This is a genomic window from Bengtsoniella intestinalis (assembly GCF_039719005.1).
In the GTDB taxonomy this organism is placed as follows: Bacteria; Bacillota; Clostridia; order Oscillospirales; family Oscillospiraceae; genus Oscillibacter; species Oscillibacter intestinalis.
Genome location: NZ_CP133584.1, coordinates 2097071 through 2118888 on the forward strand (window position 1 = coordinate 2097071; position 21818 = coordinate 2118888).

20 protein-coding genes and 1 riboswitch are annotated in these 21818 nt (G+C 49.0%); of the genes, 6 read left to right on the forward strand and 14 right to left on the reverse strand.

The window, feature by feature from the left end:
- Positions 1–12: 12 nt before the first annotated feature.
- Positions 13–1044: an AbrB family transcriptional regulator gene (locus tag RFF05_RS10080; protein ID WP_409966975.1), complete on the reverse strand. Its 1032-nt coding sequence runs from the start codon at positions 1042–1044 to the stop codon at positions 13–15.
- 95 nt (positions 1045–1139) lie between these two features.
- Between RFF05_RS10080 and RFF05_RS10085 the strand changes: the two genes are divergently transcribed.
- A complete protein-coding gene (locus RFF05_RS10085; protein WP_409966976.1) occupies positions 1140–2069 on the forward strand; it encodes a LysR substrate-binding domain-containing protein in 930 nt (309 codons plus the stop codon).
- 53 nt (positions 2070–2122) lie between these two features.
- Here the strand turns inward: RFF05_RS10085 and RFF05_RS10090 are convergent, their stop codons facing one another.
- The 3 genes from RFF05_RS10090 to RFF05_RS10100 all read right to left on the reverse strand — a co-directional run bounded on the left by RFF05_RS10090 (position 2123) and on the right by RFF05_RS10100 (position 5366).
- Entirely contained in the window at positions 2123–3622 is a 1500-nt protein-coding gene (locus RFF05_RS10090; protein WP_409966977.1) for a tripartite tricarboxylate transporter permease, read from the reverse strand.
- A gap of 22 nt (positions 3623–3644) precedes the next feature.
- Positions 3645–4145 (reverse strand): tripartite tricarboxylate transporter TctB family protein, encoded by a 501-nt coding sequence (locus RFF05_RS10095; protein WP_409966978.1) that lies wholly within the window; start codon positions 4143–4145, stop codon positions 3645–3647.
- Positions 4146–4391: 246 nt separating this feature from the next.
- Entirely contained in the window at positions 4392–5366 is a 975-nt protein-coding gene (locus RFF05_RS10100) for a Bug family tripartite tricarboxylate transporter substrate binding protein (protein WP_409966979.1), read from the reverse strand.
- Positions 5367–5684: 318 nt separating this feature from the next.
- Here RFF05_RS10100 and RFF05_RS10105 point away from each other — a divergent pair, with 318 nt between their 5' ends.
- Positions 5685–5828 carry a hypothetical protein gene (locus RFF05_RS10105; RefSeq protein ID WP_409966980.1) on the forward strand — a complete coding sequence of 48 codons (144 nt, stop codon included), beginning with the start codon at positions 5685–5687 and terminating at the stop codon, positions 5826–5828.
- A gap of 66 nt (positions 5829–5894) precedes the next feature.
- On the opposite strand, the gene RFF05_RS10110 is transcribed toward RFF05_RS10105, so the two are convergent.
- The 9 genes from RFF05_RS10110 to RFF05_RS10150 form a co-directional block, all read right to left on the reverse strand.
- A complete protein-coding gene (locus RFF05_RS10110) occupies positions 5895–7001 on the reverse strand; it encodes an ABC transporter substrate-binding protein (RefSeq protein ID WP_409966981.1) in 1107 nt (368 codons plus the stop codon).
- A complete protein-coding gene (locus RFF05_RS10115; RefSeq protein ID WP_409966982.1) occupies positions 6998–7789 on the reverse strand; it encodes an ABC transporter ATP-binding protein in 792 nt (263 codons plus the stop codon). Before RFF05_RS10115 ends, RFF05_RS10110 begins: the two co-directional genes overlap by 4 nt.
- On the reverse strand, positions 7774–8793 hold the full coding sequence (locus RFF05_RS10120) for a FecCD family ABC transporter permease (protein WP_409966983.1): 1020 nt from the start codon (positions 8791–8793) through the stop codon (positions 7774–7776). The genes RFF05_RS10115 and RFF05_RS10120 overlap by 16 nt, the downstream gene beginning before the upstream one ends.
- A complete protein-coding gene (locus RFF05_RS10125; protein ID WP_409966984.1) occupies positions 8790–9971 on the reverse strand; it encodes a molybdenum cofactor guanylyltransferase in 1182 nt (393 codons plus the stop codon). Before RFF05_RS10125 ends, RFF05_RS10120 begins: the two co-directional genes overlap by 4 nt.
- Positions 9972–10048: 77 nt before the next feature.
- Positions 10049–10198, reverse strand: a riboswitch (molybdenum cofactor riboswitch).
- A 93-nt stretch (positions 10199–10291) separates the two neighbouring features.
- Entirely contained in the window at positions 10292–12172 is a 1881-nt protein-coding gene (locus tag RFF05_RS10130; protein ID WP_409966985.1) for a TRAP transporter permease, read from the reverse strand.
- A gap of 42 nt (positions 12173–12214) precedes the next feature.
- Positions 12215–13258 carry a TAXI family TRAP transporter solute-binding subunit gene (locus RFF05_RS10135; RefSeq protein ID WP_409966986.1) on the reverse strand — a complete coding sequence of 348 codons (1044 nt, stop codon included), beginning with the start codon at positions 13256–13258 and terminating at the stop codon, positions 12215–12217.
- A 45-nt stretch (positions 13259–13303) separates the two neighbouring features.
- Positions 13304–14329, reverse strand: a complete 1026-nt coding sequence (locus RFF05_RS10140; protein ID WP_409966987.1) for a LacI family DNA-binding transcriptional regulator — start codon at positions 14327–14329, stop codon at positions 13304–13306.
- Between the two features lie 21 nt (positions 14330–14350).
- On the reverse strand, positions 14351–14788 hold the full coding sequence (locus tag RFF05_RS10145; RefSeq protein ID WP_409966988.1) for a 4Fe-4S dicluster domain-containing protein: 438 nt from the start codon (positions 14786–14788) through the stop codon (positions 14351–14353).
- A complete protein-coding gene (locus RFF05_RS10150; RefSeq protein WP_409966989.1) occupies positions 14785–16908 on the reverse strand; it encodes a molybdopterin-dependent oxidoreductase in 2124 nt (707 codons plus the stop codon). Before RFF05_RS10150 ends, RFF05_RS10145 begins: the two co-directional genes overlap by 4 nt.
- 357 nt (positions 16909–17265) lie before the next feature.
- On the opposite strand from RFF05_RS10150, the gene RFF05_RS10155 reads away from it, so the two are divergent.
- The 4 genes from RFF05_RS10155 (at position 17266) to RFF05_RS10170 (ending at position 19934) form a co-directional block, all read left to right on the forward strand.
- A complete protein-coding gene (locus RFF05_RS10155; protein ID WP_409966990.1) occupies positions 17266–17559 on the forward strand; it encodes an ArsR/SmtB family transcription factor in 294 nt (97 codons plus the stop codon).
- A 61-nt stretch (positions 17560–17620) separates the two neighbouring features.
- Complete coding sequence (locus tag RFF05_RS10160) at positions 17621–18634, forward strand: permease (protein WP_409966991.1); 1014 nt, start codon at positions 17621–17623, stop codon at positions 18632–18634.
- Between the two features lie 16 nt (positions 18635–18650).
- On the forward strand, positions 18651–18947 hold the full coding sequence (locus RFF05_RS10165) for a thioredoxin family protein (protein WP_409966992.1): 297 nt from the start codon (positions 18651–18653) through the stop codon (positions 18945–18947).
- A gap of 198 nt (positions 18948–19145) precedes the next feature.
- On the forward strand, positions 19146–19934 hold the full coding sequence (locus RFF05_RS10170) for a hypothetical protein (protein WP_409966993.1): 789 nt from the start codon (positions 19146–19148) through the stop codon (positions 19932–19934).
- 159 nt (positions 19935–20093) lie between these two features.
- On the opposite strand, the gene RFF05_RS10175 is transcribed toward RFF05_RS10170, so the two are convergent.
- Positions 20094–21746 (reverse strand): recombinase family protein, encoded by a 1653-nt coding sequence (locus RFF05_RS10175; RefSeq protein WP_409966994.1) that lies wholly within the window; start codon positions 21744–21746, stop codon positions 20094–20096.
- Positions 21747–21818: the final 72 nt, after the last annotated feature.

Genomic DNA, 21818 nt, shown 5'->3' on the forward strand with positions numbered 1-21818 from the left:
CACTTGCCGCTGTCATACAAACAGACAGGCAATGGCATAAATCACTTGGGGGAATACTGTAATGGCAAAGAGCATCCGTGCAATTTGCAACACCACCACATCTGGACTGGTGACGCCAATATCTGCACTAATCAGCGCCATATCTGCCGCACCTGCTGGCGTGGCACAGAGCATGCCTTCTTTCAGCTGGAATTGGCAGTGCTTTTTCAACAGCTTCCCAACAACGATACAAACGAAAAAATACCCTGCCACCAATAAAATTGCTGGCACGACCAATCTGCCCATATTGCGCACATCTTCTTGGTTCACCGATGTGCCAATATACGCACCCGCTAAAATTTGAGCGCATCTGCGCACCCAAAGCGGCAGCATACAGCCATCCACCAATTGCTTCGCAACGATGGTAAAAATAAGCGCAAACAGCAGCGTACCAGATGGCACACCTGAGAGTTTCCCCAGCACACCGCCCACCAAGGCCACCACCGTGGTCAAGGCAAAACCACTGTGGCTATAGGGGGTTTTTATCAGACGCATTTCCCCTTTATCCACATCTGTTTCATGGCGACCATAATATTGAATAAACATGGGGAACACCCCCAACCCAGCGCATAGTCGCACAAATTGAAGCACTGCCACCGTCGCGCCATCTGCTCCCATTTCTGCGGCGATAATGGGTGTGTCACTCATGCCACCAGGTACAGCGGCAAAAAAGCAGGTTAGCAAATCCAAATCACTAACGGCATACAGCAAAAACCCCATAGTAATGTTGAGCACCAACATACAACCCACCAAAATAGACAGGGGCTTTAAGAGCTTGCGAAAACTCTTCAGCTCCTCACGGGAGATTCCCACGCCGATGAATGCGCCAGAAATCATTTGCGCCGCCAGCTTCCCTTCGTACGGCATATAAGCCATGTCCCCAAAAATATTCAGCATGGCCACGCCTACAATGGCGCCAATCATCATCCCACCGGGCACTTTTATTTTTTTAAAGACCAGCCCCATTACGGCGGCTACACACATCGTTAGAACAAAATCCAACATCTCACCTTTTCCATTCAAACAACATTTGACTATCTGCTCAAATTGTTTTATACTAAACCAGAGGTACTATCTCTCTACAGAAAGGAGGGCTTGGTTTGACACGCAAAGAATTACAAGGATTTATGGCTGTTTATGAATATGGCTCTATTTCCAAAGCCGCTGAACGCTTATACATGGCCCAGCCCTCTTTGACCCGTATCATTAAAAAAATCGAACAAGACACAGGCAACGAGCTCTTCAAACGCACCAACGATGGGCTCAAGCCCACCGCCGCTGGCGAACTCTATCGCCACAGCGCCCAGCAAATGATGGACATCTATCACCAAATGGATCAAGCCATGTCTTCCATCAACGCAGAAAATCGCGGCAAACTCACCGTTGGCACCACATTTTTCCTCGGTTCCATCGTGCTCCCTGTGATTCTCCATGAATTCAAACGCACCTATCCCAACATTGCCATCACCATCATCGAAGGCACCTCTTGGGAAATCAAGTCTGAAATCGCCAAAGGCGCTGTGGATGTAGGTATCATCCATTTACCTGTGGAGGATAAGAACATCGAAACCATCGTTCTGGGGCAAGAACGGTTTTACTTAGCCGTCCCTCCAGAAGATGCCATCAATTTGACGGCCTACCAAAAAGAAGACAACCGATTGCCTTATATCGACTTGAGCTTGGTGAAAAACCGCCCTTTTATCTTAACCCATCCTGGGCAACGGGCCCGTGAAGAGGCCATGCGTATTTGCCAAGAGGCTGGCTTTGAGCCCTCTGTGCAATACACCACCAAAAACCTACAAACAGCCGCCAATTTGGTCAGCATAGGCATCGGGTTTTCCATCATTCCATCGTCGTATCTATTGACATTTAACAACCATAGTCTCCCCAACTACTACAACATTGAAGAGGCCTATCATCCTGAGTGGCCATTGGCGGTGATTTATGCAAAAACCATCCGCCCCACCAAAAGTTTTGACGCCTTTGTCTCTTTGTGCAAAGAAGTATTGCCACCCATTTATAACTATTGAACAAAAACGGGATGTATCGTCTACGATACATCCCGTTTTGTTTGTATCATCCCTTATTCTTTGGTGACTTTCTTTTTCTTCAACAAAGATTTTACCACAGGCCCTAGAATGATGACCACGCAAATCACCATCACAGTGGCGGTGATAGGCTTGGCAAACACAGCACTCATGTTGCCGTCAGCCAAAGTGTAGGCACGGCGGAAGTTACTCTCGCACATGGAGCCCAGCACCAAGCCCAGCACCAATGCGGCGGAGTTGTAGCCCAAGGTGACAAACATATAGCCCACAACACCCGCCACTGCCATCAGCATGACGTCACCAGTGTTGTTGTTGGTTGCGTAAGCACCGATGGTGGCCAGCATAATGATGCAAGGTCCCAGTAGGCTATAGGGAATGGCCAGAATCTTTGCAAACACTTGTGCCACCAGCATGGCCACGATAACCATGACAATGTTGGTCACCAGCATAGAGCCAAACACAGAGGCCACATATTCAGGTTGGGTGGTGACCAGCAACGGCCCGATTTGCACCCCTTGCATCACAAGGGCTGTCATCATAACAGCGGCCGCATTACCACCGGGAATACCCAGAGACAACAATGGCACCATAGACCCACCAGTGGCTGCATTGTTGGCGGCTTCAGATGCCACAATGCCGTCAGGCACGCCAGTGCCCAGCAGTTCAGGGTGTTTGGATACTTTCTTTTCCACTGCATAAGACAAGAAAGAAGCAATGGTAGCACCTGCACCGGGGAGAATACCCACCACAGTGCCCAGCACAGAAGAGCGGAGCATGGTGACTCTGGTTTTCCAAATTTCAGCAAAGCTAGGCAACACAGTTTTGGATTTGGCGGCAGAATCTTCGTCAATTTCAATCTTGCGAGGCTTAGCAGTTTGCTTCAGCACTTCTGTCACAGCAAACAAACCAATCATCACAGGAATCATTTCGATGCCACCCAACAAGGTGGAGTTGCCCCAGTTCAAACGGGCGATACCCAGCATGGGGTCCATGCCGATGGTTGCCAACAGCAGACCCAACAAGCCAGAAATCAAGGTTTTCACCAGATTGCCGCTGTCCAAGCAAGACAGCACAGACAAGCCCAAGAAAGCCACAGCAAACAATTCACTTGGGCCAAATTCCAAGGCCAAGTCAGCCAATTGGGGAGAAATCAGTGCCATTGCGAAGGCGGCAATCAAGCCACCCACAGCAGAGGCCACCAACGAGAAGCCCAGCGCCTTGCCAGCTTCTCCCCGTTGTGCCATGGGGTAGCCGTCAAAGGTGGTGGGTGCAGACGATGGGGTGCCGGGGATGCGGAACAAGATGGCCGTGATGCCGCCGCCAGTGATGGACGCGCAGTACACAGACACCAAGAATGCAATGGAAATGATGGGATCCATCACGTAAACGAAGGGCAGCGCCAAGGTAACAGCCATGGAAGCGCTGACACCGGGCATGGCTCCGAAAATAACGCCCAAAATAGTGGCACCAACCAACAAAAGGAAGGTAGAGGGGGTGAACACAATTTGTAAGCCTGTAATCAATAAATCAAACATTTAAACGCAACCTTCCTTTCTATTAAAATGGTATCATGCCTTCGCAGGCACGGGCAAAGGTACGGAACACGCCAGTACCACGAGCCAACATAATATCCAGCACCCCTTGGAACAGCAAGTACAAGAAAATAGTCAGCACCAGACTGATAATGGCCAGACGCACATACTTGGTTTCCCCCAACAGCACGCCATAGGCAATGAGGAACAAGAAACAAGTGGGCAGGAAGCCGATATAAGGCAAGATAATGGCCATAACGGCCACAATCACCATACCCACAAAGAGTTTACTGGTGAAAAAAGCTTTAAAATTGACGGTTTTTGCATCGGAATCAGCAGTTTTCAACGCAATCAAATTATTACGTACGTTGATGGCCAGCAACACCATCATCAACCCCAAAATGATTTGAGGCCAGAATGCTGCGCCCAATTCTGTGACAGTGGCTGCAGGGGAATTGGCTCCTACTGTGTAAAAGCAATACCCACTAAACAGGAACATGGCCACAGAAAAGATAATATCAAGCATAGGTCATTCTCCTTCTGTTTAAAAAAGTAAGGAGGGGAGCATCCAATGCCACCGAGACAAGCTTCGCTTACCTCAATGGCAAGTAATAAGTAAGAGCGAATAGTGAAAAAGTAAGCAACACCTTTGGTTTCAACCTACTTTTTCACTATTCCTTTTTACCTATTACCTGTCCTGTAGTTCTCAAAACTACAGGACATTGGGGGAGAGTCCCCTCCTTACGCAATTACAATTTTGATTCTACTTGGATTATACGCCGAACATAGCGGTCAAATCTTCATAGTCTGCATCCCAAGAAGCAGTGTACTCTGCGGTGTCTTTCCAGCCTTGACGTTGGTCAAGACCTTCGGTGGTTGCCCAAGTTTGGAATGCTTCGCTGGCAACGGCTTTTTCAGCAGCAGCTTCGAATGCTTCCAGAGCAGCTTCGGGGGTACCTTCCAGATAGAAGATACCACGAGCAGGCCCGAACAGAGCGTCAGGAGCCACATCACCAGCATAGTCAACGCCTTCGTAACCTTCCAGAGTCAGGGGTTCTTCGGTGAAGGACAGGATGCACTTCATATCGCCAGAAGCAACCAGAGCAGACACTTCAGCAGGGCCCACGCAAGCCAGAGACACGTGACCGCCGATGACGTCAGCGTTCAATTGAGAACCGTCAGAGTATGCAACAGCTTCCACAGTGTCGCCGAAAGCAGCTTGGATACAAGCGGCATCCAGACCGTTAATGGTCATAACACCAGCTTTGACAACGCCGGGGTTGGCAGCCACGTAATCCACCAATTCTTGATAGGTGTCATAGGGAGCATCGATGTCAGCCATCAGCACGTTCACGTCATGGACAACTTGCACCAAGGGGTTGATGGTGCCATAGACGTCAAAGTCGGTAGCGCCAGAAATTTGTGCCAGCAAAGGAGAGGGGGTGCACAGCAGATAGGTGTAGCCGTCAGCAGGTTGTTCGCTGAAGAATTGCACGCCAGTAACACCGCCTGCACCTTCTTTGTTGTTCACCACAACGCTCACGCCCAGTTCTTCTTCCAATGCAGCTGCAAATTGACGCAGGGTGGTATCAGCGCCGCCACCAGTGCCCCAAGGGCAGATGATTTCAATGCTGGATTCCCATTCCCATTCGCCTTCTGCCACTTCGCTGTCGCTACAGCCAGTCATGCCCAGTGCCAATAGTGCGGTCATAGTCAATGCGCAAATTCTTCTCAAATTCTTTCTCATGATGTTCTCCTCTTATCATAAATAATATGTGCAAATACAGTTTGTATTCCGTCTCTTATTATAATCAACTGGGAAACAAAGTCAAATCAGAAAATTGTATATGCCCTATAGCAAATCCGCATATCTTCCACTTTTCCCCAACTCCAAACAGAGTGCACTGGGAATTTATACCAAAATAAGCGTCTATATTTGCGCAACCCTTCTAATGACCGCATTCTATCTATGGTGGCGTGATACAGCGCCAGTATTTCACAGGCGGTACGCAAATAGATTTCCCCAGCATAGGTGGGCACCAGTCCCACGCGTCCTGCCAGTGGGGTGGCAACGAAAAGTAAAACAGCCCATGAACACTGGGGAAATACCGCCAACAAAAATGGGCCTGCCGCCCCTGCTTTGGCGCAAAATGATTGGGTCTTCGTGCCAGACATCCGCACCGCCATCCAAACCAAGGCTAATTGGTGAACTATAACGAGGGTACATTGGGCGTCGCTTCCCAATGTACCCTCGTTTTTTTCTTGTATATTCGCCTCACGCCCCAATGGAATGAGCCAACAGCCCATCCAACTGCTCTTGGGATAAGGTGCAATGGTAAAACAACGCATAATATTCGTTGACTTGCGCCAAGAAATCCCCTGTAAACGCATCGGGATACAGCAGCGCGCCATACCAAAGCATCCCCAAAATTTGTTGTACAGAGGGGGGATTGCCTGTCCAGTTATAAGGGCCATAGGGCGCTTCATAATAAGACCCTGTCTGGATGGCTTGTAGCTCCTGCCACACGGGGTCATCTGCCACCGTTTCATAGGCAGAACCATAGTTGAAAATAATCACCTCTGGATCCCACAGCAACAATTGCTCAAAATCCACCGCGTCGCCTGTGCCTTTGGATGTGGGACTTTCCACCACGGCAATGTTATTGCCCATCACATCCAACAGGCCAGCTTGATACGACCCTTGGGCGATGACATTGGTGCCCTCTGTGCCTGTGCAAAACACAACGTCTTTTTTATCTGCCCCAATGGCCTCCATCATGGCCATGGTGTCATCGTAGACACGGCTACAGTATTCGCTTAAAACCGCCGCCTCTTCTTCACGCCCCAGCACAAAGCCCAGCAATTCAAAGGCACGGTCATAAGTGGATAGCTCTGCGGAAATATGCACGACGGGAATGCCTGTTTTGGCTTGCAAATCATCCAAATCTGCGGCAAGATCGTCCTTGTACTCCCCAACGTCCACAATCACCTGTGGCTCTTGCGCCAACAGTTCTTCATAATTAAACTCCGCTGACGAGCCATAAAACTGGCCTAAAATAGGCAGTTCAAAGTAGGCCGGATCTAAATATTGGGATGCGGTGTCGTCCCAGTTGGACGTCAACCCCACCATGGTATCAGGCGCCAAGGCCAAGAGCATCATCTGCGCCATTGACCCACTGACTGCCACCTTGGTAATCTGGGTTGGCACTTCTACAGTGCGCCCTGCATCGTCTTCTACGGTCTTAACCGTTGGCTCTACGACCGCTGCTTCCACCGCCACAGCGTTGGATTCAACAACAGGGGTGGGCTGGCTCGCGCTACTACAGGCGCACAAATTGACCACCACCAGCAAAACGGCCAACGCTTTTCTTACATACTTCATAAGGTTCCTCCTAAGGTTTTCATATTGGGAATGCACACACGGAATTGGTCTTGGCAGACACTGTGCACACTCACATCCACATTGTAGAGCCTCTGCAACAACGTTGCATCCATCACATCCCTACTTCCACCCTGCGCCAGCACCACCCCATCTTTCATGGCAACAATGGTGTCTGAGAATAAAAAGGCCTGCTCTGGATTGTGGGTGGATTGTAAAATGGTATAGCCTTTTTGCGCCAAGGCTTTGATTTGCACCATGATGCGCAGTTGATTGCCGTAATCCATGTTGGAGGTAGGCTCATCCAAAATCAGCACCTTGGCATCTTGCACCATGGCTCTGACCAACAGCACCAACTGTTGCTCCCCACCGCTGAGTTTTGTGTAAATGCGATCTTTCAAATGGGCAATACCAACCGCATCCAAGCACTGTTCACAGCGCTCTATATGGCTTTGCTGTGGCATGACACCCAAGGGCAATTGAGCGCTCAAGCCCATCATTACCATCTCCAGCACGCTATATTGAAACGTGGTGTAATGCGCCTGCGGCACATAGGCAATGCGCTTGGCCAATTGTTTGGGGGTCATGTCTCGCACAGCGGCACCGTCTAGGGTGATGGTGCCTGTATACTGGGTGTGCGCCCCTAAGATACATTTAAATAAAGTGCTCTTCCCCACCCCATTGGGGCCAATGATGGAGGTAACCATGCCATCTTGAATGTCCATGGAGACCTGATTGAGCACCCTGTGTTTGCCATAGGCAAAGGAAAGCTTGTCTATTTGGATCCCCATGGGCCACCTCCATAATTGGTCATTAGATACAGGAAAAACGGCGCCCCAATAAAGGCCGTGAGGATGCTCAAGGGAATTTCACTGGTAAACATGGTGCGCGCCACCGTGTCCACTAGCAACAAAAATGCACTCCCGTAAATCATAGAAGTAGGCAATAGTTTGCGGTAATCACTGCCCACCACCCGTCTGCACAAATTGGGAATCAACAGCCCCACCCAGCCAATCATACCACTGACTGATACGCTGGCAGCCGTCAGCAATGTGGCGGCTAAGATTACCACCACCTGCAATTTTTTCGTATGAACGCCAATGGCTCTGGCCTCATCGTCATGGAGCGTTAGCACATTCATTTGCCACCGCAACAAAAATAACGGCACAATCCCAACCAGCAACGCTATGGCTAAAAAGCACACATCGCCCATGTCGCTGTTGTTCAAACTGCCCATCAGCCAAAAGGTGATGGCTGGCAGTTGGTCAGAAGGGTCAGCCACTAGTTTTACAAAGGATGTGGCGGCAGAAAACACATTGCTCACCATCAACCCCACCAAGATAATACTTAGCACTTGTTTGCCACGGGTAAACTTGCTGATGGTAAACACCAGCCAGATGGATAACAAGCTAAAGCCAAAGGCCAATATGGTGATGCCACCGCTGGATAAGCGCCACAAAATAGCCAAGGCCGCGCCAAAGGCCGCACCATTGGAGGCCCCTAAAATATCGGGGGCGGCCATGGGATTTTGAAACACGCCTTGAAAGCAAATCCCTGCCACGCAAAGGGCACTGCCCACCATCATGGCCACCAAAATCCGTGGCAATCGGAGCTGAAAGAGTACCGTTTCCACCGTGGATGTATAGCTATGGGGTACATTTGCCACTTTGGCATAAACAATCTCCGCCAACATTTGGGGAGTGATGGGATAGCGCCCTATGGCAAAGGCCACCAGTACCAATCCCAGCAACAAGGAAAGTCCACCCCAAAAAATCAGTCGATACGAATGTTTCATGGCCACAGTCCTTTCTCTAAAAATGTGGTGTATGGCAGGCAAGACTGGGTATCCATGACCAGCAAGGCTTCATAGGCCTCTGGGGTGTTGATATTCACCAAGGCACTATCGATTTCAATGGGCACATACGCCGCCTGCGCACAACAGCGAAGCACGCTGTAATGCCCTGTTTTGATTTGGGCTTCTATGGTGGGGAGCAGTGTTTTTTTGTAGATGGCAAACAAGGGGTTGATACGCCCCCCCATCACCGAGAGCACGCAGGAACACCCTTGCTCCAACCCAGAAAACAAGGCCTCGATCATCTCTAGGGAAAGAAGGGGGCAATCACAAGGCACCACCAAAACATACGGCGTATCCGCCGTCTGTAAAGCCGTGTAAATACCGCCCAAGGGGCCGATATTTTGCACTTTATCGGGGATAATCGGCAACCCAAACTCTGTAAACCCCTCGTTGGCTGAAATGAAACATTGATCAAATTGGCGCAAGGTATATAGCAAACACTCCGCAAAGCAATAGCGACCAATGGGCAGGTGGGCTTTGGGGGTTCCCATCCGACTGGATGCGCCCCCAGCCATCAAAACAGCCGTGGTCTGGGTTCGCTTTTTTCGGGATGTTCGACGGGTGTGAATGCGCTGTATTTCTTGTTGGGCTAAGGTTTGCACCGTGGCTTGGTCGAGGCCAAGGCGTTGGGCAACAGCAGGCAACAATTGCTCAAATCCCTGTTGAAGCAGAGGCTGGTTGGCTGTGTCATACAGGCAAAGCCAGCTCAGCAAGCTGATGTAGTTATCTGCCAGTGTGCCTTGTTCCCATTGCTCAAAATCCAGCCCGTATATGGTAACCCCATTATAGAGGAAATTTTCAAAATGAAAATCCGTCAAACGGATATAGGTGCCTAAAGTCTGGTGGGTGATGGCTTGAAACTGATCGAGCCATGATAAAAACCGCCCTAGCGCCAGCTCTAACCCTTGGGCATCCAAGGACGCGCCCACTAAAAAGGATAAAAAAGTGGGTGCGTCCAGATACTCTAGTTCCAAGGCCAACGGCCGTTGGCTACAAATAGTAGGTGCCATATGGGTGGGCGCTAACAAAGAAAGCAGATACCCATCCATATCTTTGGCAATGGCTGTGGGGTAGGTTTTCCAAATGGTTTTGTCAGAGCGAATCAGATTGTGTTTCATAAGCCCTCCATAAGATGAAAAAAAGGTGTGTTTTCGTTTGAAAACACACCACAACACCACCTGAAAGAGTATCTCTCTCAGGCGGTCATATCAGGCTCCTTTTCAAACAGAAGGCAGGGACGTTTCCATCGTCTACCACGAACCAACCGTGCAAAGCAACGGTCGATTGGCATCAAGTGCATAGGTAAAAACCCGTAGCGATCTTGAGCTCGGAGTGGGATATTCACTTGTAAAAATTTCCCTTTTCTTCCATAAATGATAGCGCCCCTCTCAAGTCTTTATTTTACACAAAGACTTGAGAGGGAGAGAACGCGCATATCTTATTTTACTGTTGCAGGGGTAGGTCTGGTTGTTTTAAACACCAGTTTATTCAGCAAGAATGCCACGACGATCAATGTAATACCAATCACGTCTGTGGTTAGGCTTGCTTCCATCAATAACAATGCGGACGCACCTAGCAACACGCGGGGAAGTTTCCCCCAGAACATCATCGCATAGCCTTCGATGGCGCCTACGATGGCGACCACGCCGATAATCGCAGTGATACAAGCACGGACGATTTCGGGGGTGCTGCCTTGCAGCAAGATAGCAGGAGAGAGCAGCAGCATGAAGGGGATGATGTAGGCCACAACCCCGAAGCAGAAGGCTTTGATGCCTGTGCGGTTGGGTTCTGCCTCTGCAATGGCAGCGGCAGTATATGCAGCAATGGCCACAGGGGGTGTGATAGCGCCGATACAAGAGAACAAGAAGATAAACATATGAGCAGAGATCGGTGCCACACCCATTTCAACCAGAGGAGGCACAATCACAGTTGCCAAAATGATATACACAGGCGTTGGGGGCATACCGCAACCCAAAACAATGGTCACCAAAGCAGCCAAAATAGCCGCAATGAACACATTGCCACCAGAGGCACTAATCAAGGTGGAAGAAAGCTTGGCACCCAAACCAGTGACAGAGAATACACCCACAATCACCCCTGCAGTGGCGCAGGTAATGACAATGCTACTCACTTGCTTACAGCTACGTTCCATAGCGGTGAGGATTTTTTTCAGATTGGGACGGGTTTCCTTACGGATGGCCGCCACAGCCAGCACCAAGAAAATAGCATAGAATGCAGATTTCATGGGGCTCCAGCCTGCGGTGATGCCGCCCACCAAGAAGATGATAGGAATGGCAAAGAAACCACGGTCTTTCATGATGGCCTTTACGTCAGCCAGTTGTTCTTTTGGTACGCCGACCAAGTTGTTTTTCACAGCAATGGCATCCACTGCCAACATCAAGGACAGGTAGAACAACAAAGCAGGCATCACAGCAGACGCTGCGATAGAAAGATAGGGCACTGCCAAATATTCCGCCATGATGAAGGCCGCCGCACCCATGATGGGTGGGGTGAACATACCGCCTGTAGAAGCAACCGAGCAAATTGCACCAGCTTCATAAGGGCTGTAGCCTGTTTTCTTCATCAAAGGAATGGTAAAAGAGCCAGTGATGACCACGTTGGCAGCAGGAGAACCAGAAATCATCCCCATCAGGCCGCTGGCCACGATGGCGGTTTTTGCAGGGCCACCACGGAACCGCCCCGTCAGGGCATATGCCATATCCACAAACCATTCGCCTGCACCAAAGGATTCTAAGAAAGAACCAAAGATAACAAACATAATGATATAGGTAGCCGCCACCCCAGCTGGGGTGCCGAAAAAGCCTTCTGTGGAGACATACATGAAGTTAATCAAACGGGTCCAAGTTTCCCCACGGTGGGCAATAAAAGATGGGAAATAAGGGCCAAACAGGGCGTAGATCACAAACACCGCAGAAATACCAACTAAGATAGGGCCAGTGGATTTCCAAGTGATGATAAGCAATGTGACTAACAAAATAGAGCCCATCACAATATCCAGTTGAGGGGTAGAACCAGTTTTCAAGATTCTATCCTTCCAAATAACCATCACGTAGATGCCAGTGGATGCAAAGGTCAAGGCAAATACCCAGTCTAATAGTTTCGTAAACGCATTTTGCTTGCCAAAAACTTTCCATGGATTTTCCAAAAACAGAGCCAACCCACAAAAAGTAATCAACAGTGCACGTTGCACCAAATCATCAAACATACCAAACCCAGCGGTATAAATGTAAACTGCAGCTAATATAATATAGATCCAACGCACAAGATGCTTGCGGGTTAGGGCTTCTATTTTATCCATTTTACGAACTCCTCGTTTTTTCTATAGGATTTCGGAGAGGGCTTATAGCAGACCCATTTCCTCGTAGTAACGTTGGGCGCCGGGGTGCAGTTCGATGGATGTGGTGGGGCCGTCTTCAATGTTCATGATGACACAGGGGTGAGAAGCGCGGATGGCTTCCACTTCTTCGTAGAACATCTTGGTGATGTCATAGACAAGGCCGTCGTCCAAATCAGCGTGGCAAACCACGGTGGTGGGGATGTAGAGCACTTGGGCATCGCCAGTAGAGCCGTACACGCTAGATTCCATGGTCATCATGCTATAGAATGGATACTTTTCAAGGAGGCTTTCTGCCACGTCGTCTTCGATGGGCACAAAGTGGAAGCCGTAGCCGCTAGCAGCCAATTCTTGGATGGCAGAAGCAGGTGCTGCAGATTGAACCAGCACTGCATCACAGGTGCCGTCTTTCAAAGCAGCGATGCCGTCGGTGAAGGAGATGTAAGAAGCATCCACATCGTCGATGGTGAAGCCATATTCAGGCCACAGAGCTTCTGCAACGGTGATAGCGCCGCCGCCAGCAGGACCCATAACCACGCGCTTGCCTTCCAAGTCAGCCATGGTTTCAATGTCAGAATTATCCAACACCACAACGTGGAACACGCCAGCAGACATGCCGTTGAAAATACCGCGCAGGTCTTCGCAGGTTTCAGAGAACACGCCTTCGCCGTTGAATGCGGCATAGCAGGTGTCGTTCATGGTCAGGCCGATTTCAACAGTGCCGTCTTGCACCAAGGTGCAGTTTTCAACAGTACCGCCAGTGACTTGTGCGGTGGTTTGAATGTCTAGCTTGGTGCTAATCAAATCAGCCATAGCAATGCCGATGGAGTACATAGCACCACCAGAGGCGGCAGTACCCATAGCCAGGAATTTGGGTTTTTCATAGGACAGGTCGTCAACTTCTTCCGTTGTAGCCTCAGTGGTGGCTTCGCTGGCAGTGCTTTCAGTGGTGGTAGTAGTGGTAGTGGTAGAGCTGGAAGAAGAACTACATCCAGACATCCCCAGAACCATAACGAGCGCGAGGGACAGTGCGAGTGCTTTGATTTTCATAAATACAATCTCCTTTTATTATTTCCGGAACCCTCCGGTGATACACTAAACAGTTTCTCTAACCACCAAGGTAAAGGGGAGTTTCTCTAGGGTTTTGGCTGTGAAATCCCGACTTTCAATTTGCTCTAGCAAAAGCTCTACGCTTCTGCGGCCAATGGTGTCTGCACTCTGGTGCATGGTGGTTAGCGGGGGATCGGTGAAGGATGCGATCTCCAAATCACCCATACCCATAATTTTAACTTGATCTGGTATGGTAATACCATGGTTTTTCAATGTTGTCATGGCGCCAGCGGCAACGGCATCGGTAATGCCTAGCACGGCGTCAAATTCTATGTTTTGAGACACGATGTGTGCAACAGCCTGCTCTGGCGTGACAGTGCCCTTAACAGGCGAAATAGCCCCAGCCCACTGCATGGCAATGTCGTTGCAAACCAGCGACTGATCAAAAGGGATTCCCTCGTCCATCAACCCTTGCTGATAACCTTTTAACCGCTCACGGCAAAGCTCTAATTTTAGATTCCCGTTCAGGAATAAAATCCGCTTACAGCCGTTTGCAATCAAATGCTTCGCGGCTTGTCGTGCCCCCTCAACATTATCAGAGAGCACCGCATTGAATGCGTTTTCAATGGAACGGGTGACCAGCACCACAGGGATATTTTCCGCTTTCAAGCTTTCCAATAAGGCCCGATTGTCATCGTTGGCTGTGCCAATGATAAACCCATCCACCCATTTGCCTTTCATGCGGTTATAATAATCTGCTTCTATCTTTGTATCTTCCCCTGTGCAACAGAGAATCACCATGTAATCCCGCTCCACACAAGCTTGGGAAATACTCTGAGAAATCTGAGAGAACACCGAGTCGTTGACACGGGGCACCACATAGCCAATGATACGGGTGCGGCCTTCTTTCAAACCTTTTGCAATGGGATTTGGCTTATAACCAAGCTTTTCTACCGCTTGCATCACCCGTTCTCGTGTGCTGGGTTCCACATAGTATGCGCCACCAAGGGTGCGAGAAACCGTGCTAATATGTACGCCAGCTTCTTTCGCCACGTCCTTAATTGTTGCCATAGTCCATCTCTTTCTAAAAGATTAATCCTTTTCTAAACGCAGTGCTTGTGTCAAACAAGTGCGCACACAAGCAGGTTCATAGCCCTGTGCCACCCGTTGGTAGCATCCGTCACACTTATCGGGCATCCCCATGGAAAAATCAATGGCGTGGAAGGGACACGCGTCCTTACACTTCCCACAGTTGATACATAATTCATGGTCAATCCAAACAAACTGGGTGGTCTCATCACGTTTGATGGCCCCTGTTGGGCATTGCTTTGCGCACGCCATGCTGGGGCAATGGACACAGCCATCTTTTGCATACGAGACGTTCCCACGGCCATTTTTAATGGTGTAGATTTCTCGAATGTGCATCCGCGCTGTGGCACCATCGGCGATGGGGGTGTCATTTTGGTCAATGCAGGCCATTACGCAGGAACCGCATCCGATACATTGTTCTGGTGAAAATTTTATTTTCATTCCTCAACCCTCCGCATACCACAGCGTATGGACTTATACCCCGGGAACCCTGAGTAGGGGTCGCAATGGCTCATGGGGATAATGGTGTTCACGTCTGCTTCTTTATACCCGTGATACATGCTGACGGTGCCGGGGCGAATGGTGGGCGTTAAGTTGGCCTTGACAATGATTTCACCAGCAGTGGTATACAAACCAATGGTGTCGTCTTGGGCAATGCCCAGCGCCTCTGCATCCACCAGACTAATATCAGCGGCAGGTTCTTTGCGGAATTGTCGCAAAGAGGCAATATGATGGGTACGAGAATGGAGTGCGTGGGGCAAGCTAGAGCCCGTGAACAGTACCAAGGGGTATTTTTCAGGGTCAGCATTGTCGCAACTATCACGATAGGTAGGCAGGGGGTCAAGGTTTAAAGATTTGGGCAACTGGTCAATGATGGTAGACCACAGCTCAAATTTACCAGTGGGTGTTTTATACCCTTGGGCGGTGTATGTGCCGGGAATATAGGGTTTAGCCTCTGGCACAGGCACAGGCAGGCGAGAACTTTTCAGTTGATCCAGCGTCACGCTAAGATTGCCCAAAATAGACTCTAAGCAAGCATCATACCCAGCGTAGAGCAAGGGGTCGTTGACTTCCAAGGCCTTAGCCATTTCAGAGATAATCTCCACATCGGGCTTAGACTCATAAATGGGGTCAATGGCACGCTTGGTGTAGTGCGCCATCCCACCGCTATAGACCTTAAACTCATCTCGTTCTACTGAGGTACATGCTGGCAACACCAAGTCGGCAAGGTCAGCGGCCTCTGTTTGGAACAAATCCACCACGCAGTAGAAGTCCAGCTTTTTAATGGCTTCTACCATGGCGTCAGGATCTGGCATAATGCGAATATTGTGGCCAAAGCCAATCAAACCAGCGATGGGATAGGGGGTGCCTTCCATCACTTGTCGATGGAAGCCCATCATTTGGCCTTCATCTAAGAATGTATGGCGCAGGGGGAATTCATCGTAGCCAATGTAGTGCGCTTTGGAGAAGTCTTCTTTGCGCCCAGCGTTCATAAATGCCGCTTCCAACGTGGTAAAACCAGCTGCTTGGGTGGCATAGGTGACAGGACGGGGCAAGGTGCCCCCTTCCACATCGTAGCACCCAGCAATGGCGGAAAGGGCGGTCATGGCGCGGTAGTTTTGCATTCCGTTGCGATGGTGAACAATGGGGCTGACGCTCTCATGGATGGCAAAGGGGCGATTTTCTGCCAAAATGTTGGCGGCCTTCACCAAATCTGCCGCGCTCACACCCGAAATCTCTTCTGTGTGTTCGGGGGTAAATTCTTTCACATACTCTGCAAATTCTGCAAAGCCGTGAACGTGCTTATCGATATAGTCCATATCAGCCCACCCATTTTGAATGAACTGATGACATAGACATAGGGCAATGGCACCGTCTGTTCCGGGAATGTTTTGCAAGTGTAGCGCGTTGGAACGGCGCACAGTGGGTGTCTCACGGGGGTCGATGATGATGAATTTCACATCACGGTCAAACAAGGTGTCCATGTTTAACCCTTCGGTGAAGCGAGAGTAGTATTGGTTAAACGAGAAGCCCAGATAGGATTTACAATTTTTAGTGTCAGGGCGTCCTTGGATGCCAGCATTGAGACCCCATGCAATTTTCACAGAGGAGGCGCAGGTGCTGGATTCTGTGGCATAGTTGGGGGTGCCCCACGCATTGGCCAAACGATGGAGGAAGGGACGGAACCATTTTTCATAGCCCACGAAAAAGGTCAGACCCTCTGGGCCGTAATTCTTGCGAATTTCTTTGCAGTTTTTCCCCAAGATTTCCCAAGCTTCTTCCCAAGAAATCGCCTCAAACTGACCAGAACCACGAGGGCCTACTCGTTTGAGTGGGGTTTTGATGCGATTAGGACTATATACATAGTCTTTAAGGGCATTGCCTTTGACACAAAGCTTGCCTTTGTTTTGAGGGTGATCTGCGGTACCCTCCACCTTAATGATCTTGCCATCTTTCACATAAGCATCTACACCACAGTACATTTGGGAACAGCACACACCACAAAAGGTCTGTCGTATTTCAATACCCGACTCGGGGGTAGGGATTTTCGAAACGCTCATGAGCTTCCTCCTTAAACCACTGCCAGACAAACGTTTGTCTGGTATCATATGACAAAATTATAAGGGATAATTTTACAAAAATCAATAGAAATTCAGCTTCTCTGGGTATTTTCGGTGTTTGGCACAACAACGCGGACATAATTTTGTAACATTTGTTTAACGAATGTTACAAAAAAAGGCCTGATACATCAGACGTCCTATGTTTGCAATTGGGGTCAACACCCTATCACTCAGCCCAAAATCTCCATTTATTTTTGGGTTCTCTATTTTACAAAAAACATATTGACAAATCTTGATATGAGGAGTATACTCTCCCTATCAAGACAAAAGCAGTTCTACATTGATTTGAGGTGACCTATGACTGAGCAAGTGCAAATGGCGAAAATTTTCAAGGCTCTTTGCGACCCAAAACGCATTTCCATTTTGCAAGAATTGCAAAATGGAGAACAGTGTGCCTGTCACATCATCGAACAGCTAGACATTGCCCAATCGGCCCTGTCTTATCACATGAAAATCCTCTGCGAATCTGGTCTGGTGGAAAGTTGGTCCGTGGGTAAATGGACCCATTATCAACTCAGCCAGCAAGGCGCGCAAAAGGCCATGACGGCCTTACAGGCTATCACGGCCACAACCCAAGAAACCACCATCTAAGGAGATGGTTTTTTCTTGGGCATACACATCAAAAACTTTTGATTTAAGGAGCATTTTTTCCATGGTCTTTCTCTCAACTCTTTGGGATTTCATCCAAACCCAACTCCTCGGCATGGCTTGGCTCAACCTAGCCGTAGGAGATGTTCTCACCACGCTAGGGCTAGACATTACCACCCAATTGGGGGGAAGCTTACAATTCTTTATTTACGATGTTTTGAAAATCACCGTCCTCTTGTGCACGTTAATTTTCATGATTTCTTACATCCAAAGTTATTTCCCACCAGAACGGAGCAAGGAAATTTTAAGCCGTTTTAAAGGCATTTGGGCCAACATTATCTCTGCTTTGTTGGGCACAGTCACCCCCTTTTGTTCCTGCTCGTCCATCCCATTATTTATGGGGTTCACCAGCGCAGGCCTGCCCATCGGGGTCACCTTTAGCTTCCTCATTTCCTCCCCCATGGTGGATTTGGGCAGTTTAGTCCTTTTAATGAGCATTTTCGGCTGGAAAGTGGCCGTTGTATACGTGATTTTAGGCCTAATCATCGCCGTTATCGGCGGTACCCTTCTGGATAAACTAGGGATGGAGCGGTATGTGGAGCGCTTTATTTTAACCGCCAGTCAGGTGGATATTTCTCTGCCCACCCTCACAAAAAAAGACCGTGCCATCTATGCCAAAGATCAAGTGGTGTCCACCTTCCGCAAAGTGTTCCCCTATATTTTGGTGGGGGTTGGCATTGGCGCCATCATCCACAATTGGATTCCCCAAGACGTCATCGAGGCTGTTTTGGGAAGTAACAATCCCTTTGGTGTCATCATGGCCACCGCCGTGGGTGTGCCTATGTATGCCGATATTTTCGGCACCATTCCTGTGGCGGAAGCCCTCCTTGCCAAAGGAGCACAGCTGGGCACCATTTTATCGTTTATGATGGCAGTCACCACCTTGAGTCTGCCGTCCATGATTATGTTACGCAAGGCCATTCAGCCAAAACTTTTAGGGGCTTTTATCACCATTTGCGCCGTGGGTATTATGATTGTAGGGTACTTTTTCAACGCCATACAATATATTTTAATATAACAGGAGGAAGAAGACAATGTTTGGATTCGGGAAGAAAAAAGAGGCAACACCAACACCCCAACAAGATGCACCTGCCTATGTGAAGGTGCTGGGCGGTGGTTGCGACAAGTGCAACCAGTTAGAGGCCGCAGCCGTAGCAGCACTCTCCGAACTGGGGATGGACACTGGCATTGAGCATGTGCGAGATTTTGCCGTGATTGCCACCTACGGGGTGATGACCACCCCAGCGTTGGTGCTGGGCGACAAAGTCGTCTCCACTGGGAAAGTGCTAAAAAAAGAAGAAGTCATGGCAATTTTACAAGAAAATAGCTAAAAAAATGGTTGCAACCTTTCGGTTGCTGAGCATGGCAAAGAACAGGATTTACAGGCTGTCTTTATTTGTTATGTCTAGTTTTGAGTGACAAAATTAGTGAAAACATAGAAAATCAAAAATTTCCTTGCGCAATTGTGTAGCTTGTGATATTTTAGTACTACAGTTATAGCTGCAGTATATGAAACAGAGGTAATAAAAATGGTCATTAAAATGCGATTGAGCAACGACGCAAAAAATATCCTAGCAAAAGAGAGATTGGCCTATGGAGGAGAGGGGCGCATTGCCTTGGGCTTTCTGGTGGGTCAGGTGGTGGAGCGACACAAAGGCATGCTAGCCGAGGTAAAAGCGGCGCAGCTATCGGCATGGTTAGAGGACTATCGCCACCGTCAGGCCATTCAAATCGGGGAAAGCCACTCTACTTCACTAACCCTACGGGCTTCTACCTACGATCTATTGGTGGGCATCCAAGAAACATACGCCCAGTTACCAGAAGGGCAAAAGGTATCTGTCCCTATGGTCATAGATATTATTTTGCACATTGATGCTCTACCAGAGAAGGAGGACTGGAAAGATATTCCCACCATTGTCCTGTTAAAAAAAGCCACCAGCAAGAAACTGGATCCAGTGCTCTATAAGATGGCCTTTGAGATGTCGTCACTTTTATCAAAAACCCAATTACTCCAAGAAATCCGGGCGCTCCTCGAAACAACCGTGGTAGGCGAAAGTCTGGCGCAATCTGTAAAGTCGGAGATGAACGCTCGGCTAAAAGATCTGAGTGACTATTATTCCCAGCGCTCTCCCCATAACCGAACACGGGGGGTAGTGAGAATTGATTTTACCAGCAAAGTACTGGCGGGGCTGTTACTGGCAGTGGTTGAATCCACAGGGACTGCTTCGGAGATGGAGCAAGAAATTAAAACTATGACCACAGAGTTGGAAGCGTATGTGAAGAGCGTCACCCCCCAGCCCGCTGTGCCACCCTTATAACCACACGGCAAACAATCACGCAAGTCTTCAACCACCACAAAAAATGGTTGCAACCTTTCCCTTGCGTGTCATAAGGACACTTTGGGAAGCAGGGTGCCACAGGAGCAGATTGTGCGTTGCACAGTCTGCCCTTGTGGTTTTTCTGCACTTTTATCGGTACTATGCTGGGATTTCAGTTTTGTTACTTGCTGGCTCAGATACTCGATCTAACAATCCCACATCTCGATAGTGGATGATAATCTCCTGTGGGGCGGTGTGGGAATGCTTTTGGGTGCGTTCGCCCACCTCTACCTTGGCGATGAACAGTCGCAGGATTTCTGCCGTCAGAGTATCTAGCTCGGTGAACCGCTTTGCCTTATCGATGAATTGGCTCACATTCAAAATCGAATTTTGTAGTTCCTCCAATTTGCGTTCCTGTTCTGGGATGGCAGATTGGAGGTTCTTTTGCTCTGTGAGGTAGTCATCACTGAGCTTGCGGAACACCTCGCTTGGGATTCTACCTAGCACGTTGTCCTCGTAGAGTCGTTTGAACAGGGTAGTCAGTTCCTCATTTCGCTTCTCCATCTTTGCCAGTGAACGCTCCGTTGTGGCAATTTCTTTGCGCACCTGTTGATTATTCTTCTGGCTGACCGCTTGTGTGAATTGCCCCTCCTGTGTCCGTGCGTAGTAGGTCACTCGTTGGAGGTCATCCAAGAGGATGGCTGCCAGCTGATGCTCTCGAATGTAATGGGCGGTACAGCAGTCCTTACCCTGTCGCTTATAGGTGCCACACATGAAATTGTTTTGACTCGCCTTCATGGTGTGGGCACGATGGAGCACCAAAGGTTTACCACAGTCTTTGCAGACAATCAACCCAGAGTAAATGTTCTGTTCCTGCATATTATTACGGCGACGCTTTCGCTTGCGAATCTCCTGCACAATGTTCCAAGTTTCCAAGTCGACAAGTGGCTCATGGGTATTTTCGGTACGCATCTGCTCACTCTCTGGGCGGAGGATTTGCTTCTTGTTTTTGTAGGACACAGAGGTATGTTTCAAACTGATGGTGTGTCCTAGATACACCTCATCCTCCAAAATTCTGGCAATATGCGTACACTTCCATTTGCTATGGCTATAAGAAGTCTGGCTCACCAAGATGTCTTTATGCTTTTGATAATAGTGGGCAGAAGGGATGGGGATACCCTCTGCATCGAGGGCATTGGCGATTTGATTAGGTCCCTTACCACTCATACACAGTGTGAAGATTTTCTGAACAACCAGACTGCTTTCGGGGTCGGGGACAATCTTTCGCTTGGGGTCAGCAGGGTCTTTCTGGTATCCGTAGGGTGGTTTACCACCCATCCTTGCGCCAGTCTCAGCCTTGGCACGAACAGCGGCACGACCTTTTTTACTGCAATCTTTTGCATACCACTCATTGATGATATTTTTGAAGGGTGTAAACTCGTTGTCACCATAGAGACTATCCACCCCATCGTTCATGGCGATGAAACGGACACCTTGGCTGGGGAAGAGAATTTCGGTATAGTGCCCCACCTGAAGATACTCTCGTCCGAAACGGCTCATGTCCTTGACGATAATCGTTGCCACCTGCCCATCCTCCACCAATCCCAGTAGTTCTTGAAAGGCTGGGCGATTGAAGTTGGTGCCTGAATAGCCGTCATCGCTGAGGAACTTTAAGTTTTCAAAGCCGTTGTCCTTTGCGTACTTCTCCAGCATCAGTCGTTGATTTTGGATGGAGTTGGAGTCTCCTTGGGAGCCATCATCTTGGCTCAGTCTTGCATATAAAATGGTGTATTTCTCGCTTGCGTTTTTCATACATTCTCCTTTCTGGCAAGCTGAATACGGCACTTCTAACATACCGTATTCGCTGCCGAATGTCTAGTGATT

Bases quoted from the DNA above. Each gene is read 5' to 3' on its own strand.
- RFF05_RS10130 (WP_409966985.1), bottom strand. From the start codon at position 12,172: ATGGATAAAATAGAAGCCCTAACCCGCAAGCATCTTGTGCGTTGGATC.
- RFF05_RS10175 (WP_409966994.1), bottom strand. From the start codon at position 21,746: ATGAAAAACGCAAGCGAGAAATACACCATTTTATATGCAAGACTGAGC.
- RFF05_RS10135 (WP_409966986.1), bottom strand. From the start codon at position 13,258: ATGAAAATCAAAGCACTCGCACTGTCCCTCGCGCTCGTTATGGTTCTG.
- RFF05_RS10095 (WP_409966978.1), bottom strand. From the start codon at position 4,145: ATGCTTGATATTATCTTTTCTGTGGCCATGTTCCTGTTTAGTGGGTAT.
- RFF05_RS10125 (WP_409966984.1), bottom strand. From the start codon at position 9,971: ATGAAACACAATCTGATTCGCTCTGACAAAACCATTTGGAAAACCTAC.
- RFF05_RS10140 (WP_409966987.1), bottom strand. From the start codon at position 14,329: ATGGCAACAATTAAGGACGTGGCGAAAGAAGCTGGCGTACATATTAGC.
- RFF05_RS10165 (WP_409966992.1), top strand. From the start codon at position 18,651: ATGTTTGGATTCGGGAAGAAAAAAGAGGCAACACCAACACCCCAACAA.
- RFF05_RS10110 (WP_409966981.1), bottom strand. From the start codon at position 7,001: ATGAAGTATGTAAGAAAAGCGTTGGCCGTTTTGCTGGTGGTGGTCAAT.
- RFF05_RS10120 (WP_409966983.1), bottom strand. From the start codon at position 8,793: ATGAAACATTCGTATCGACTGATTTTTTGGGGTGGACTTTCCTTGTTG.
- RFF05_RS10100 (WP_409966979.1), bottom strand. From the start codon at position 5,366: ATGAGAAAGAATTTGAGAAGAATTTGCGCATTGACTATGACCGCACTA.
- RFF05_RS10170 (WP_409966993.1), top strand. From the start codon at position 19,146: ATGGTCATTAAAATGCGATTGAGCAACGACGCAAAAAATATCCTAGCA.
- RFF05_RS10080 (WP_409966975.1), bottom strand. From the start codon at position 1,044: ATGTTGGATTTTGTTCTAACGATGTGTGTAGCCGCCGTAATGGGGCTG.
- RFF05_RS10145 (WP_409966988.1), bottom strand. From the start codon at position 14,788: ATGAAAATAAAATTTTCACCAGAACAATGTATCGGATGCGGTTCCTGC.
- RFF05_RS10160 (WP_409966991.1), top strand. From the start codon at position 17,621: ATGGTCTTTCTCTCAACTCTTTGGGATTTCATCCAAACCCAACTCCTC.
- RFF05_RS10155 (WP_409966990.1), top strand. From the start codon at position 17,266: ATGACTGAGCAAGTGCAAATGGCGAAAATTTTCAAGGCTCTTTGCGAC.
- RFF05_RS10090 (WP_409966977.1), bottom strand. From the start codon at position 3,622: ATGTTTGATTTATTGATTACAGGCTTACAAATTGTGTTCACCCCCTCT.
- RFF05_RS10150 (WP_409966989.1), bottom strand. From the start codon at position 16,908: ATGAGCGTTTCGAAAATCCCTACCCCCGAGTCGGGTATTGAAATACGA.
- RFF05_RS10115 (WP_409966982.1), bottom strand. From the start codon at position 7,789: ATGGGGATCCAAATAGACAAGCTTTCCTTTGCCTATGGCAAACACAGG.